The 15,981-nt window shown below is 47.0% G+C and carries 12 protein-coding genes; all 12 read right to left on the bottom strand.

Features of this window, described 5'->3' with window-relative positions; all coding sequences use genetic code 11:
• The 12 genes from MD588_RS03580 to MD588_RS03525 all read right to left on the bottom strand — a co-directional run bounded on the left by MD588_RS03580 (position 1) and on the right by MD588_RS03525 (position 15,963).
• On the bottom strand, positions 1 to 732 hold the full coding sequence (locus MD588_RS03580) for a type 2 periplasmic-binding domain-containing protein (RefSeq protein ID WP_265695477.1): 732 nt from the start codon (positions 730 to 732) through the stop codon (positions 1 to 3).
• A complete protein-coding gene (locus tag MD588_RS03575; RefSeq protein ID WP_265695476.1) occupies positions 729 to 1,886 on the bottom strand; it encodes an ABC transporter substrate-binding protein in 1,158 nt (385 codons plus the stop codon). Before MD588_RS03575 ends, MD588_RS03580 begins: the two co-directional genes overlap by 4 nt.
• A complete protein-coding gene (locus MD588_RS03570) occupies positions 1,883 to 4,096 on the bottom strand; it encodes an MFS transporter (RefSeq protein WP_265695475.1) in 2,214 nt (737 codons plus the stop codon). The genes MD588_RS03575 and MD588_RS03570 overlap by 4 nt, the downstream gene beginning before the upstream one ends.
• Before the next feature lie 8 nt (positions 4,097 to 4,104).
• The gene (locus MD588_RS03565) at positions 4,105 to 5,259 is read right to left on the bottom strand and encodes a D-alanine--D-alanine ligase family protein (protein ID WP_265695474.1); all 1,155 of its coding nucleotides are present in this window, start codon (positions 5,257 to 5,259) and stop codon (positions 4,105 to 4,107) included.
• A 199-nt stretch (positions 5,260 to 5,458) separates the two neighbouring features.
• Complete coding sequence (locus tag MD588_RS03560; protein WP_265695473.1) at positions 5,459 to 6,481, bottom strand: hypothetical protein; 1,023 nt, start codon at positions 6,479 to 6,481, stop codon at positions 5,459 to 5,461.
• A gap of 128 nt (positions 6,482 to 6,609) precedes the next feature.
• Positions 6,610 to 7,767 (bottom strand): hypothetical protein, encoded by a 1,158-nt coding sequence (locus tag MD588_RS03555; protein WP_265695472.1) that lies wholly within the window; start codon positions 7,765 to 7,767, stop codon positions 6,610 to 6,612.
• Positions 7,768 to 7,836: 69 nt separating this feature from the next.
• Positions 7,837 to 8,724, bottom strand: a complete 888-nt coding sequence (locus tag MD588_RS03550; RefSeq protein ID WP_265695471.1) for a hypothetical protein — start codon at positions 8,722 to 8,724, stop codon at positions 7,837 to 7,839.
• Positions 8,725 to 8,806: 82 nt separating this feature from the next.
• On the bottom strand, positions 8,807 to 11,419 hold the full coding sequence (gene tssH / locus MD588_RS03545; protein WP_265695470.1) for a type VI secretion system ATPase TssH: 2,613 nt from the start codon (positions 11,417 to 11,419) through the stop codon (positions 8,807 to 8,809).
• 15 nt (positions 11,420 to 11,434) lie between these two features.
• Positions 11,435 to 12,412, bottom strand: coding sequence for a type VI secretion system baseplate subunit TssG (locus tag MD588_RS03540; protein WP_265695468.1), 978 nt, complete (start codon positions 12,410 to 12,412; stop codon positions 11,435 to 11,437).
• A complete protein-coding gene (gene tssF / locus MD588_RS03535; protein ID WP_265695467.1) occupies positions 12,394 to 14,178 on the bottom strand; it encodes a type VI secretion system baseplate subunit TssF in 1,785 nt (594 codons plus the stop codon). The genes MD588_RS03540 and tssF overlap by 19 nt, the downstream gene beginning before the upstream one ends.
• Entirely contained in the window at positions 14,171 to 14,593 is a 423-nt protein-coding gene (gene tssE, locus MD588_RS03530) for a type VI secretion system baseplate subunit TssE (RefSeq protein WP_265695465.1), read from the bottom strand. The genes tssF and tssE overlap by 8 nt, the downstream gene beginning before the upstream one ends.
• Positions 14,590 to 15,963: a type VI secretion system contractile sheath domain-containing protein gene (locus MD588_RS03525; protein ID WP_322784225.1), complete on the bottom strand. Its 1,374-nt coding sequence runs from the start codon at positions 15,961 to 15,963 to the stop codon at positions 14,590 to 14,592. The genes tssE and MD588_RS03525 overlap by 4 nt, the downstream gene beginning before the upstream one ends.
• Positions 15,964 to 15,981: the final 18 nt, after the last annotated feature.

The following is a 15,981-nucleotide window of genomic DNA, read 5'->3' as shown; positions in this document are numbered from 1 at the left end:
TTACCTCTCCTCACACTGCGCAATTGCTTGATTAAACTCACTCACAAACAGTGGGTACTGCTTGGTAAATTTCTTTGAAAAGTAGACACCTAAAGGTTTTTCTTTTACGACACTTCGCGTAATTGCCCGGTGGCTGATCCCCAGACTTTGGATGGCATCTTTCATGACGAAATCGTTCGCCAGCACAGCTCCGACTTCACCTGCCAGCAGCAGTTCAATCAGCGTTGTTGGCTGACGTGGTTTTTTCTCAACACGATAACCTGACTTATGCAGCCAAAACCACTTATTCGAACCAAAGATTGCCGTAACTGCCACCTCTTCTTTGAACATTGCGCTTTGGGTATCAATCGAATCAGACAAGCTAAACCAGCTCCACACCTGGTTCATCACCGGCAATGAATAATCAGCATACTTATCGCGTATCGCATTTTGTGATGCCAGGAAGAAACCATGCTGCTCACCCACTTCTACGAGGATCTGCGCCCGATCCCAATCTGTCATCGTGATCTGATACGGCTGCTGCATGACTTTCATAGTGCATTTCAGCTTTTCAATACCCGGGCCTTTCATATCGCCTTCTTCCTGGTATTGATACGGTCGCCACTCTTGGGTGACGAGTAATAATCGCTCAGGACGAACTTCGCTATAAGCATTAAAAGTCACACCAAAAGCCAATAAAAACGCGGTGGTATACTGGAACCAGTGAGCTTTAAATAACATCGCTAAACTCATTGCTGCTCCTGCATTGATTTACCTTTCGAGCGAATAACACTGCCATTCGTACCGTATACATCGCTTGCCATCTCCATTAATACAAAGGGTATTTGTTGTTCTATTCGTCGTGCCTGCTCAAAGCTAATCGCAATATCTGGTGGTGATATATGACCTACCGGCAAATCACCTGGTTTGACTTCTCCCCTCAATATCTGCAGACCATATAATCCGGCCTGATGCGCATTGTTTACGAAACTCACACCAAACGACATCAGTGCGCTGTCTGGTCCGCTTTTAACCACATCAGGCACCGCAGAGATCACGGCCAAACCTGTCGCATAGTGATTGATCTCAGCCATTCTAGAGAGCAGGCTTGAACTGCCCGTTAGCCATAAAAGGCTGTTCTCCAGCGTAGGATCATCACGTTGCATTTCCTGTATTGCTTTGGGCATTGCCACAGCCAGCCTAAGTGAGGTTTCTTCCTCATCCACCATGACAGGAACGATTTTTACCCCGCTCTTCTCTGCCAGTTGCTTCAGTGGCAAATATTGCGTTGAATACGCACTTCTATTTTTCCGGGCATATAGAACACCTATTTGCTTTAGCGACGGCTTGAAGCGCTTTATAAAGCTCAGCGTTACATCTGCAGGCAAATTCAGTGACGTAAAGGCGAAGTTATCACCGGAGCCTTTATCGCTGTCGATAAGTCCCAATCGCACCGGATCTTTTGCATTAACCGATACGACGGCAACCTTGCCGCCTTTATAAACATTACGAACAGCGACAGTGGCTTTCGAACCAACGGTATATATCAGGCTGGTTTTGTCTTCGGCATCTAACAGCATTTCCGTTAGCAACTGTTTTGCATCGCTACCATTTTCAGCTACTGGTAGTTTCCTGATTAAAATATGAGCCTGAGGTAACTCTCGTCCATAGATGCCAAGCAGTGTCTGAATCGCAACGTCGTAAGATTTTGCCTGACGTGAAACAATCATCAATATTCTCGGAACCGATTTTGCCGGCAAGTATTCAACACCATCCTGGCTGGCTTTTACCTTCCAGTGGCTCTTACCAGCAGGCTGTAGCTCTTCACCAAGCCACATTGGCCATTGGGAAGCTGCCCATAAGCCCGAGCTCCACACCAAGACGATTAGAGATAAATATCGGATCATGATACAACCGCCTTAATCGCACGCTTGTCAAAGAATACAAACAAAACACACGCTGCGATAAAGAAGCCAGCAAGAACGAGCATTGCCTGTTCGGCACCAAGCCACACCAACATCTGGCCAACGATTACTGAACCGGATATATGGCCAAATCTTTCTAGAAAACGGTACGTTGCTGCGATAACTGAATCAGACTCTTGGCTATCAGCCATATTCACCACTACATGTGTCACCACCGGCGCATTGATCAGGCCATGCGAAAATCCCATCATCATCATCGATAACGTCATCACGACAACGATCTGCCAGTTTTGCGGCATAACCATAGCAATGGCAAGCAGCGTCAACGCTCCGCCAGCAATAAAGTTCCCTAGACAAAGCGCCTTCTTGCTATTGCCCCATTTATCAACCCAAGGGCCAACTTTATGACTGACCAGCAGCACTATCGCAGCATATGACATCAACACCTGACCAATACTTTCTTTGCTGACACCCCGCTCGGCCAATAACAGCGGTACGGCAAATGAAACAATACCGGTTAACGCGGCTTTCGTCGGGATCCCCACCAGCAGCATGGTCCGGATAAACGTTGGAATTTTAATGAGACGCCAAGAGTCAGCCATCATTGCCGACACGTTATCCATGATTGATCCTTGTAGCTTCTGACGCGCTTTCATCGACGGAAGTAACAAGCTAAACAGACTCATGATCCCGCCAATACTGGCGGCTAGTGTGAAGGTACCCTGATCACCAAGATAGTCTGCGAGTAGCGCACCAATCGCAGCACCGGCAATAAACCCGGCGTTGAAGCAAAACACAATGATGCCTGCAGCCTGGGTCTTATTCCCTTTATTACTAAATCTCAATATATACCCTTGGACAGAAATAAAGATCAGTGCCTGACCAATACCCGAGAGCAGACGTGCCGATAAGATGGCAGCTAGCCCCGGGTCTATACTCAACAACCCGCAACCAAGGCTCGACAGAAAAATACCGAATACCAGCACCCGCCGAATATCATACATTTCGATTAGCCTTGCCGCAGGCAATAACGTCAGGGCAAATCCAAGAAAGTAAAGCGTAAAAAAGATCGAGGATGCACTGGCACCCAACCCCGCCGATTCGGCGACAGAGGTCATATACTGCGGCATAATAGGGGCCATTAATGACTCCATCAATACCGCCCCCAGAAATAATGGTTTTATACGCTCCAAAACCACATCATTCCGACTTTGATTAGCTTCTCCGCTTAGTAGACGAATAAATGCAAAACACACTAACCCGCAAGCGAAAAATAGCACGGCAAAGTTCTTTAATGTCCGAGCTAGTTGCGCAATAACAATTTGCGCCTTGTAAGTCAGGTGAACTTCACCCGATAAAGAAGTACCGATGGCGTAATCAAGCATACCGGTATCGGAGATCACTTCTGTCATTGCTCCACCTTGCTGGCTAGTTGCCACAAGCTGGGTATTTTTGAACACCGCGATCTTCGATAATTCGGGATTTGTCCGGCGAAAGTTATCAAGCATCGATTCAATGCCTACCACTAATGTCTGATCGACATTATGGATCAAGATAGGCGACAGACGCTGGCTGACCACCTCAGCCAGTGATACGGCCTTGCTTTGTAGACCATCACGATACAGGCTGCCGACCAATATCATGACACTGACAGACATTGCCAGAAACACCATGGTAAAGCTGGTCAGGTAAACCGTTCGGTGCGTGCTGTTAAGCACGCTGCCAATAAACACTGCCAGCAGGACAACAATCAGCCAGATAAATGGCTGAAAACTCTTTGTGACCGTCGACTCGACAATCTGATCACTCAATACGACCTGTAGCGTACCCGCCTGAGTAAATTTGTTGTTTAGCGGTATAGAAATACTATTGTCATACTCTTGGGTTTCGCCAAAACGGTAGAGCTGCTTCTGACCTGAGAGCAGGCGCAATCCCGTTACGGAAACATCTGACTCGACAATGGGCTGTAAGACCTGACTTAAACCGGCAATATCCTCTAGGGAAACGCCCGAGTTAAGCACTTGCTCAATGCCCAGCCGTGCTGCTTCCGTTTGAGCCATTACCGTATCGGTGGTTAGCTGGCGATAACTTTTAAGTGCCTGGCCGTAACCCACAACAAAAACCAACAGCAGTGACAGTGTCACCACTGTTAACCCTAGTATGAGCCTAATTCTATCTTTTACAGGTCTCACAGCGGCTCCTAGGCAGTGGCTAAACTAAAGAACTCATCAGTAAAGCAGTGAGCCAGAGTCGTTGAACGGTGCCGATGAAGGTAAGCAAGTCGATTGAAGACCAGTGACTGGATCAAATCGTGATAGCTCATCCCCTCACCCGCAAGATCATGACAGACAATACTTAACTTGCTGCCTTCTGGGCGCTTCAGATCAGGCTTTGGATTTGCCTCAAGCACAAACAGCTTGCCGCGTGAGTCCATTCTCAAATCAACACGAACAAGGGTATGTAAGCCCATCTGATTGAAGATTTTAGAGCCGATATCAGCCAGCGCGCTGCGTAGTTCCGGTTCTTCTACTTTCAATAACCGATCGCTGGTGATCGGTTTGACATCCATTGAGGTGAATATCGCCTCATCATCTGCAAGGACACGTTCTGTAATGGAAAATGAGAAGGGTTGATCGCGCTCGATCAATACGCCGTCCTTAAACACTGTCGGCCCGGCAACAGCAACGACGAACTCTCTACCAGACAGGAAAGGTTCGACCATCACCGTATTGCTCGTCGCTTTCTGCACCTGTTCAACTATCTCGGCTAAATCGGCACGGTTAAATACCGGATGAACATGAATCGAGGCACGTCCTGAAACCGGCTTAACGATAAATGCTTCCCCGAACTCCTGCTCGATAAGATCAAGCATGACTCGCTTGGCATCATCATTAACGCTTTCACCATGACCTATGGTCACGAATGGGGCCGTCGGGATCCCGGCAGCGTTAATTTCATGCTTAAACAGGTGCTTATTGTCCAACACACCGGCTGTCATTGGCGAGTGGCCGACATATGGAACACCCAGCATTTCCAGCATTGACGGCAAGTGGCACATCGAGTCAAACCCTTGCAGACCGCCGCTGTTAGTAACAACGAGATCAATACCAAGTGCTTTCAATTTCATCGGCAAATTTAGGTTTTCAGGCAATACCTCTACATGCTTAAAGCCGGATTCCCTCAGCGCAACGGCAATATCACAGGCCACCGGCTGATAGGTTTTCGTTGAGCGCGGGCTCAAGTTTTCATAAATATAACTATCCGATTGTGCCTTTTCCCCTCCGTGCACAACCGCAATTTTAAGTGAACTTCGAATCCATTGAAGTTGCTCTGTAGTAAATGGACTATTCTTCACCGTCGTATCCTAATAACTAGTTAGCAAATTTCTTTTGCTTTTAAGCGAGCTTTAAACTCGATGTTTAAATAAATTGCTTTTCCCGCAAAATATTTAGCCATGACTATATTGTCATTCAGCTTCTTTCTACTCTGTTACGCCCCTTGATTTACCAACAAACAAACTTGCTTTGTTAATCAAGGGGCGATATCAATATCGTTTATTTATAAAGCGCATCTGCATTGGCTCTAATAGCCAACTCTGTTTGTACTAATAGTTCATCAAGAAACACCATGTGCGCGCGGGTCTCAAAAGCCGTCTCTTCCATGACTTCACACATAGAGGTTATTTTTTCAATATAGTGTTTTGTTTCATGAAAACTCATCGCTAAATCCATATTGCATTTACTTAGCTGCGCTAGCGCTGCAGCAGCTTCAGGGCCTCCAGGGACAGCTTGAGCACGAGCATATTGTGCGTTCATCTGTGCTTCGCGGCTTTCCAGCAATGCAACTGACTGCTTCAGCTTATACAAATTTCTCTGCAATTTCGGGCCAAGCTCGGCAATATCTTTGGCTTTCCATTTCGCAATCTTGCGCTGCGCTTCCCGCGAGCCCATCTGCTGCTCAAGCACTGCTTTATTACCTGACGAATAACCTTTTTTCTTACGCGCTTTACGTGTCTCAAGCCCTTTATTTCCAAGGTACTGAATACCACTCACAACTTTTTTGGTAATGCCACCATCTGGAATAAGTCCCAGTGGAATCATTAGGATTTTAACTGGGTTTTTCTTGGCTACGCGAAATTTATCATGGAGTTTTCGTCTAATTCTATGACCACGATTAGCCTGATGCCTGTCAAAATCGGCTTTACTCTGATCCATAAATTCCTGATCAGAATGCACATTCATTAAATAACCAACACTATCTGCCGTTGATGCTTTTACCATACTTGAAGCGTGCATCTTCTGAGCAACAACGCGGCTGATCTTACTGGAAAACTTCTCTTTAACATTCTGAGCAATCTTGGTGCGCTCAAGCCTAGCCATACCGTGCTCATCAAGTAACGCCATCGGCTTTTTCAGAATCTCGCCCAGCGGCGTTGAGTCAACGATATTCGTTGTTAGATCAATAACATTACCCGCCAGATCAACACCATCTTTTAATTCACGTTTACTTGGGTCTTTCCCTGCAAAATCTGCTATGCCTTTGCCTAAGTCATAACCTTTACTAATATTTTCATGCATACAAACAACATCCTCAAATTCGGGAAATACAGCTCTAACTGTTTTTAGCTCTCGTTAAAAACAGCTAGAAAATACCAATTTATTTTTATAATAATTACTTATTCTACGACTCGTTATAAAAGTCAGAATCAAATAAGATTTAACTTATCGACAATAACTAACCAGCCAGCAGGTTCACGCATCAGTTTATCTGCACGGTAATGTTCACCACCGACTTTCAACTTATGCCCTTTCACATTAACCAGAACTCTTTCTTTTTCGATTTGCGCAATCTGGGCAAAAAGTTCTCGAACCATATCGAGAGCGGGAGTCTCGGCAGCATACTCATTGGTAGCCTGCTCACCAAATAAGCCAGCAATACCGTAATCATCATCCATCTCATAAAATGCGCGGTAATGCAGTATCTTTGCGGCCTTCTCGATATCAGCTTCCATTCTCGACAAGCGGTAGGCCAGAGTTTGCCCGTGAATAAAGCCCGCAGCGGCAGTAACACTGCTGGTAATAACATTGCCCGGAATACAATCTGCCGCCAATGCCGCCGACTGTGATTCTATTTTAAGCTTTTTACAGTCAATAATTAGCTTGCAGAGCTTATATTCAAGTGCCAGTCCTTTACTTTTATATTGCTTGAGCTGTTCCTTCAGCCGAACCAGGTGTGCAATTGTTTTAGCATCAGAACGTCCATGACGGGCCGCTCCCAACGCATTCACATGGGTTGCACTGCTCAGCACACCGCCGGTAAACGAAACGGCATCACCGGCAATCTTCTTAACCATTCTCTTCTTAAAATATGCAGCAGTCTTGGTGTTTTCATATAACGCAGCATCTATCGGTGTAAGCAGCGGATTAACCGGTAGCTCTTTAGGTTTTCTCTTACCAGCCCATTCAACAATATTACAAATAGCATCATGGCCTAGCTTCACCGCACCGATAATATTGCCACTAGTGAATTCAAGCCCGCCGCCGGCGGTATACATCCCGCCACCTGAAGATAAGCTAGCCAGATCCTTGGTGGCATCTACCACATCCCCGACATAGCCGGCTATATCACTACGCATATCCATGGTTACCTGACCCAGTAACTTAGCATCGTCTAATGCTTGTTGCTTTGTATAACCAACCTGCTTAGGAAGTTTCTTCTGGCGAGGTTTTAATTTTGCTCCACTAGCGCTGCCTTTTGGTGTGTATATACCTTGAGTACCTACACCGGCAATTCCCGCATTAGCCAATATGCTGTTTCTGTCTCTTGCTTTTTCTAAGTCGTAACTTTTTTTTCTACCAAACATAACTTTAATCCCCTATATCTTTACCTGAGCCTAATTTCTAATCACACGCTGAAGCTCTATCGCAAATACTTAAATCACATTTATCTGACTAGAGACTTCATCGGAACCCGAGGTATCGTGAAAGCAATTCATCAATTTTCCTTGCTCGGAATACATCGAAAGAAACATAATTAAGTCATGAATAGAAATAGCTCGCACACCTAAATCAATCACGCAACCAGCATGATGTTTATTAAATTCAGATCCCACACGAACAATTAGCTTATCTGGGAACAAACGTGTTTTCGCCTTATGGATTAATCGGCGTACGATATTAAGTCTCTTTTTTTGATCTCGAAATTTAGGCGTTTGTACTGGCATACCAACAAACGTAATATCGCTATCTTTTTTACTGCATATGGCAGCCTTTGCATTTACCGCGATCCCCAACGCATTACCGGCAATACCATTAACCGTTGATTTTCCCTTTGCTACGGGAGACGTCGCCCCATTACCTAATCTGACACCAAAATCCAGCCCCTTAGAAACTAACTTTGCTTTATCAGCCAATTTAGGTGTTAATGCGCCTTGAATCACAGGTAATGCGACTGAGGTAAACCCAGCAATCCCCACTTGATACCCCACTCCTACGGCATTATTGATAACCGCATTAGCGAATGGACAAGCTACTGCTGCATTTAATTCTTTACTACTCCGATTAATCCAAATTTTGACGCTGCTATATCGGTTAGTAACAAAAATATTCCGGCAATTTAAACGCTCTAAAATATCCAGCTCTTCAATGATGGATTCCAAAACACCCGACATATAAATGTCTTTCACTGATACGTCATAGTTAGTTAAGCGTATTTTACGAAGCGGCAGTGAGCCCCGTACTGCGATACCTAACCTTGGATCGGGCCCGTTGCCTGTTATTTCGTAGCAGACATTAGCATCTTGTTTTCCAAATATTGACATACTTATCTTCCGTACTTAGCAGCGAAGCAATTGCCAGGATAAATCAGACTGATCGCCGCTAATTGCAGCGACCTGTACTAACCTAGACGATATCGAAACTCACTTCTCCGGCTTGACAACCGATGCTTACCGCATTGATCGACTGTCCTTCGCTCAGTCGAACAATGCATTGAGTCGCCAGCTCTGGCATCAAACTACGATTGATAATCTGTTCAATAGCTCGCGCACCGGTTTCTGGCGAGTGATTTTGAGAAATCAGGTGAGAGATCAAATCATCACTGTACGTAAACGTAGCGCCATAGTGCTCTTTAACTCGCTTCTCTATACGACGAAGCGACAAGCGGGCAATTTTCGCCATTTCGTCATCATTGAGCGGGAAATAAGGCACAACGGTTGATCGCCCGATAAAGGCAGGCTTAAAGTACTGCTGCAACGCCGGGAAAATCGTTTGGGTCAACGCCGGGATACTCGGTCTTTCATGCGCGCAGGCATCCACCACCGCACTGTCGGCCGCATTCGACGTCATAATGATAATAGTGTTTCTAAAATCAATATCGCGCCCCTCACTATCGGAAATAGCGCCTTTATCAAAGATTTGATAGAAAAGATCATGAACACCCGGGTGGGCTTTTTCCATCTCATCAAGCAGCAAAACAGAATACGGGTTCTTGCGCACGGCTTCAGTCAATACACCACCTTTGCCGTAGCCCACATACCCAGCAGGCGATCCCAGCAACATTGAGATCTTGTGCTCTTCTTTAAACTCCGTCATGTTGATTGTCGTGATGTTCTTCTCACCGCCATAAAGCAAGTCAGTAAGCGCCAATGCAGTTTCTGTTTTACCAACCCCACTCGGGCCACACATCAAGAAAACCCCAATCGGTTTGCGTGGATCGGTCAGTCCTGCGCGCGACATACGAATAGCTTGCGAAATCTCCGCTATCGGTGCTGTCTGACCAATCACCCGCTCTCCAATCCGTTGCTCAAGCTGCAACAAACGCTCTACTTCATCCTTGACCATGTTGCCTACAGGGATCCCGGTCCAAAGGGAGATAACCTGTGCAATGGTCTGGGTATCCACCTGTGGTATTACCAGGGGGGATTCACCCTGCAGCTCATACAATGCATCGAGCTTATGAGACAGTTGCTGCTGCTCGGCAAGATCAACCACATCATCACCGGCGAGATATCTCTCATCAATAAGGTTCTGCAACTCGGTGATCTCGGTTACCAGCACCTTCTCCGCTTCCCATCGCTGATTCAGTTGCACGTATTCAGCCTCAAGCTGGGCAAGTTTTTCCTGCACAGCCACAAGCTTGTCTGCACCGTTTGCCAGCATGGCATGCTCACGCTCTACCGCTGAGAATTCATTTTTTGCATAACGGATCTGTTCTGCCAAGCCATCAAGCTGCTGCGGCAACGCACTTTGACTCAGTCCAATACGAGAACAAGCGGTATCAAGCAAACTGATGGCCTTATCAGGCAGCTGACGCTCGGGAAGGAAACGGACCGACAGCCGAACCGCCGATTCAATCGCTTCTTCCAGTACTTTGACACGGTGGTGCTTTTCCAAACCGCGAGTCACACCACGCAGCATTTGAATCGCATCTTCTTCACTCGGCTCGCCTACAGCGACCAGTTGGAAACGGCGAGTCAGCGCAGCATCCGTTTCGAAATACTGCTTATATTCAGCCCATGTTGTCGCCGCAATCGTACGAAACTCACCGCGAGCCAAAGCCGGTTTCAAGAGGTTAGCAGCATCATTTTGTCCGGCAGCCCCTCCTGCACCTATCAAGGTGTGTGCTTCATCAATAAAGACAATAATTGGATGAGGTGACTGCTTAACTTCTGTCAGCACATCTTTCAAACGATTTTCAAACTCACCCTTGATACTCGCCCCAGCCTGAAGCAGTGCCAAATCCAGCGTGCGCAGTTCAACATTGGCCAATGATGGCGGTACATTGCCGTCTACAATCTGCTGTACCAGACCTTCGACAATCGCCGTCTTACCAACACCCGGATCACCGACCAAAATCGGGCTGTTCTGACGGCGACGACAAAGAATATCAATAGACTTTCGGATTTCGGTATTCCGTCCCGAGATAGGGTCCAACTCCCCGTTTCTCGCGGCTGCCGTCAGGTTCTGGGTGTATTTGTCCAACGCAACGGTGCTGGCCTCGCCACCTGCCAATACTTCGGCCGAGCCGGTGGTGAGTTCGGCACGCTGGGTTGGCAATTGCCTGGCTGCACTCGCTTTCAGCGATTCCGTCGACAGGGTATTTAGCCAGCCACTGAGATCACCGTTATAACCACCCTGTACCATCCGCTGCTTCAGAACCAGCAAAATATGATAGCCGTTCACTTCACCATGACTGTGATTAACCGATGCCAGCAACCAGGCATCTTTGAGTAGCTCTACCAAGGTCGGTGACAAGGCCGGCGAGTTATCGTTACCACGAGACAATCCGCTCAAATGACGAGATAGCAGATCCACGATTTGGTCACGACCAATATTTCCTTGCTGCAATAACTCAACCCAGCCACTCTTGGGCTCATTCAATAGCTGGTTAAACCAATGCTCTTGCTCAATACTAAAGTGAGTGCGTGCCATGCAATCACCCGCGGCAGCTTCAAGTGCACTCTTTAATGGTAAGGCAAGCCGTTTTACCAGGCTCTGTAATTCAACATTGATCATGCTGTGTCCTTGCTGTTATTTAAGTGGCATTACCACGTGTTCTCGAGTTATCTGTTTCGGGGCAAGCCAAGTCGATTGCGCCAGACGAATATCGGTACTACTTTCTGTGCTCAGGCGTAAGCCAGGTAGATACTTACCGTTAACCTTGATCATCAGTTTCAGCTTGATATCGACCCCCATGTAATGCCGAACGAAAGCATCTATTGCACTAACCAGCCGGTTGTCATTACGGATTTCGTTAAACTGGTGGTTATTATTGGGTTTGATCATAATTTCCAGACGCTGGAATGCGGTGACAGCACTTTTACCGACCAAGGCACCAAAACCTAATTGGTTGTTTTGTCCTGTTTTTCCCAGCTTGGTCACGCTACATGGCAGCAGTGGTACATAGTCAACATCGCCATATTCGACATCAAATTCGTACTCAAAATAGTCGCCAAGTAAGTCTTTCAACGTGTGTGGGCAGGACAATTTCAGTCCCAGCAAACCCGAATACTGGATCAGATGATCAGAAGGCAAAATACGGTTATTACCAAGATCACCATTAAGGTTGGCCAGCATCGTGGTCAGCGAAGCGCTATGACGATTCCAGCTAAAATGCTCTTCCTCGGCCTGGGCTGCTAAATCATTTTTTAACTCCGCCTGGCAATACAGCCGGTAATAACGGTTATTAAAGCCGTCCAGGAAATCGATCAGGGCATCGTTACCCTGTTCGAATAGCTCCTTGATCGACTCGATATAGCTATGGCGGGGCATAACGCCCTGACTGCCAGATAACGCGGGCAGATCACAGGTAAATGCCCATTGCCCGGCAACCGGGTTACTGACTTCAACAATATCCGCCTGCTGATAGGCAGGCAGCAGACTAGCAGTGAACGTCAATGCCGGTCGCTTGCCCAAGGTTGCTGCTTCATGCTTAACCAGCTGTACTGCGCGATGAAGATCGAAGGTATAGGGCTCTCGAAGAAGCTGAGTCAGAGCATGTTCTTGCATCCAGACCTCCTCGGAAAGACTTTATGTTCGCCTTCGGCGCCTTCAATCAGAATCACAACCTGAGTAAAGCTGTTAAAACCGGCAAAATATGCGAAGAACCGATCCAGCAACTGAGAGAGCAACTCAACCCCACCACCACCTAGCTCTTTGGTATTGAGGGTGACACTGATACGGGTACCATAGGCAAAACAGCTCTTGCCCGAAATACGGGTAGGTGCAACAACTTGCTCTTGTTCCAGAGATTGAATCGCAGAGATATACGCAACGTTTTGCGAGCTTTCGGTATGGTTATAAAGATTCAGCATGGCCTTTAAAGCCGATACAGGATCGTCTGCCCCAAGCAATGCATGATAGTTAAAGTGCAGATGCGCCAGTAGAGGCCAGGCATTTTGCTCAGCTGACTTAATTCGAATTTGCTTAGTCGGACGACGAAGCAGCTGTAATTTTGCAGGTAGCGAAATGGAATCACGGCAGCTAACCTGACTCGAAATCGATAACTTGCTGGCTGTGGGTCCGTCCGAGCATGTGGCGGATACCAGCCAGGTTCTTGCCTCACTGGCAGCACTTTTGTGTTCAAGATCGGCCACACGCAAGCTGCTTTGCAACGATGTCTCGTTCTGCCACTCTTGAACCAGCTGCCACCTTAGGCCAGTTTCTGCACCTTTGTATTTTTCACCGTATAGCGGCGGTACTGAACAACTATTCTGTTCTGTCACATCGGTCACTTGATCTATAGCAAACAGCTGCAGCTGTTGCTGCCCTCCCGCATCAAGCACAATAGGATATTGGCTATGACCAAAATTCACCGTAAGCGGCTCGGCGGTCAGGGTTTGCAAATTGACGATTGGGGTACAAAACAAATGAAAATTATCTGCCCCAAGGCTACGAGACAAATCAATCGCCATATCATCGAGAAAAATCTGGATCTTAATCTCGTTGGTATGTGCGTAGCGCAATGACTGAGCAAACGCTAAGTCAATGACATGAAACCGCTCCGGAAAAGTGAAGAATTCGGTCAGCAACTTAAAACCACCAAAACTTCGTGAACTATAAGGTAGCACCTGATTCTGACCATCAAAACCAACAGGCTTCAGTGCATCGCGGCCTAGCAGCACTCGATTTTCACCGAACTGGACACACACTTGTTTCACCCCGGACAACAGGTGATCATACAGCCGCAATACGGATTGCGTTTCACCACGCAAGAACAGCTCAAGAGAGGCCAGATCAAGATCAGAAAACAAAATACCGGGATCCGTTGTCTGCAACTGGATCTCAAGCATCGCCTTAGCTTGCTCGCCGCCTTGTGGCTTTTCAACATCAAACGGCGCCATCGCCACATAGGCCGAAGCTAGCTTGATCGGAAATAACGTCACATCCTGACAGGTACGAAAAACCGTCGTTTCAATCTCAGTGTCCGAGACGCCCAGATGAGTACCTTGTGGAATAAAATGCTTAGCACTGACTTCATCGGAAGGCTGCATCTTCATGATGCTGTATGCCGGGATCGGACGAAGATAGTGAGGAAACAGCAGACGCAACAGACTATCTGTCAGCTGCGGAAACGAATCGTCCAGTCGCTGTTGCAAACGCGCATTAAGCAATGCAACGCTGTCAATCAAGCGAGAAATTTGTGGGTCATCAACACTGTCATCACTAATACCCAGAGATTTCGCCGAGCCAGGATGACGACGAGCAAATTCACCCGCTTCTTGGCGAATAAAAGCCAGCTCTTGTTCAAAATAACTTAATAATGACTCAGACAAGGTTCGTCTTCCTTACATCTAAACTGCTAGTGGTAAAATCCAGACTTGAATCAAACACCACCACTTCTTCACCAAACTTACTGCTGATCAGGCCTTCAATCCGAAACTTCAGCTTATTGGTAGCAACAGAACTTTCGTCCAGCTCGACAACAACGTCTTGCAAGCGCGGCTCGAACTGAACAATTAGCTGCTTCACGTCATGGAGGATCAAATCACTACTGCTCTTACCTTGGCTGCGCAATGAGCTCACCATGCCAAATACAGCAATAGAGTCAGATGTTAACGGGCCCAAGTTGGCGCCATGCCACATCGGAGCCCGTGCCGATAACACAGCCGACAGATTTTCAATAATGGCATCGCGAACATCATCAACATCCCCACGCCACTGGCCTTTCAGCTTTGCCATCAAACTCATTGCGCTTCCCCTAGCTTGTCTGATGAAACATCAGTCATCAGCGTGATATGGGTATCCAACATTTCGTACTGGTATTGCGGCTGCAGTTTAATTTCACATCGATACCGGGTGGAGTCGTAGCGGTTTGCAATAAACCGAACCTCTGCGTGTTTGAGCGGATAACGCGCCATAATGGACTCGTCGCCATAGTCGACATTGCTGATATAAGATTGCAGCCATTTGCTCAAATCACGCTGGCAAGTTGCCGCGCTGTCAAAGCTACCGACACGATCACGCATCTGAGCTTTGATATAATGACCAAAACGGCAGGCCATCAAGTTGGTTTGCAGCATTCCGCTGGTTTTGCTGGCTTCGTTTACAGGTTTCCACACCGACTGGTTGCTAAACAGACCCAGCTGACCACTGAGATAAATACTCGATACCGGAACAAAGCCCTGATCGGCCCAGAAACCATCGCTCTCGCTGAAAATATCGATACGAGCTTTAAGTGGCGTACAGACACTGTCGTTTAAATCAACCAACACACCATGGTTTCCGGTGCTGTCGTGCGCCCTTAAAAAGCCGAACCAGCTGATACGGTCAAATTCACGAATCACATTGGCAGCTAATAGATAAGCAGCATTGCCCCACAACACACTGCTGTTAGTATTTGCTTCACTGAATACAAAGCCCGCAGGATAATGCTTCCTTGGTGTACGAATTCGGTATTCAGGCAATACAAGGTGTAAAAAACGGCTTGAGCTGTGTTCCCGCAACAATTGCCAGCTCTGTAAATCCTGGCTAGTTAAAATGCGATTAATTCGTGCATGGTCATGAACCAATCTTGCCGGATCATCACCGAAAAAATAGTTATCGACACCAAGTACGACAGGACACAGCGAGCGCTCACCCAGCTCTGCGAGCAATTGCAACGTGTAGAGGTCATCAAAATCACCACCTTCATCCAGATCAGAGCAAACATGGTGATCGACCACCAGCAAACCGAAAGGCTGGCCGCCTGCCGTATCAAGCTCTTTGGCATACACCTTTTTAAACAGTGCACTGCGGTTGATTTCAAACGACTGGTTTAAATCCGTCGATAGCATATGCCAGCTGAAATCAAGCAGTTTCACTTTAATGCGGCGACTAGATACCGGGAGTTGAACCAAGCTATGCAGCCCGGACCACGACGCTTCAAGTTGCTTGAACTCCTCGGCTTGAATAACAGCGGAGAGTTGCTCGCTCAATAATTGATCCAACTGAGTGATCACACGGCTGAGCAATGCTTTAAATTGGGAGACATCGTGGTTCTGAGCATGCTCGAACAGCATTCGCCACAGCCCTGTGTCATTAAAGACATTGGCGGATGATGTTGGATTGGTCACTGTCATAGATGCTCCATTCGGGAG

The sequence above is a fragment of the Photobacterium obscurum genome, from assembly GCF_026191635.1.
GTDB classification, from domain to species: domain Bacteria; phylum Pseudomonadota; class Gammaproteobacteria; order Enterobacterales; family Vibrionaceae; genus Photobacterium; species Photobacterium obscurum.
Note: the sequence above shows the minus strand (reverse complement) of the source record. Positions and strands in the feature narration are given on the sequence as shown.

Bases quoted from the DNA above. Each gene is read 5' to 3' on its own strand.
- MD588_RS03580 (WP_265695477.1), bottom strand. From the start codon at position 732: ATGAGTTTAGCGATGTTATTTAAAGCTCACTGGTTCCAGTATACCACC.
- MD588_RS03575 (WP_265695476.1), bottom strand. From the start codon at position 1,886: ATGATCCGATATTTATCTCTAATCGTCTTGGTGTGGAGCTCGGGCTTA.
- MD588_RS03560 (WP_265695473.1), bottom strand. From the start codon at position 6,481: ATGCATGAAAATATTAGTAAAGGTTATGACTTAGGCAAAGGCATAGCA.
- MD588_RS03555 (WP_265695472.1), bottom strand. From the start codon at position 7,767: ATGTTTGGTAGAAAAAAAAGTTACGACTTAGAAAAAGCAAGAGACAGA.
- MD588_RS03550 (WP_265695471.1), bottom strand. From the start codon at position 8,724: ATGTCAATATTTGGAAAACAAGATGCTAATGTCTGCTACGAAATAACA.
- tssH (WP_265695470.1), bottom strand. From the start codon at position 11,419: ATGATCAATGTTGAATTACAGAGCCTGGTAAAACGGCTTGCCTTACCA.
- MD588_RS03540 (WP_265695468.1), bottom strand. From the start codon at position 12,412: ATGCAAGAACATGCTCTGACTCAGCTTCTTCGAGAGCCCTATACCTTC.
- tssE (WP_265695465.1), bottom strand. From the start codon at position 14,593: ATGAGTTTGATGGCAAAGCTGAAAGGCCAGTGGCGTGGGGATGTTGAT.
- MD588_RS03525 (WP_322784225.1), bottom strand. From the start codon at position 15,963: ATGACAGTGACCAATCCAACATCATCCGCCAATGTCTTTAATGACACA.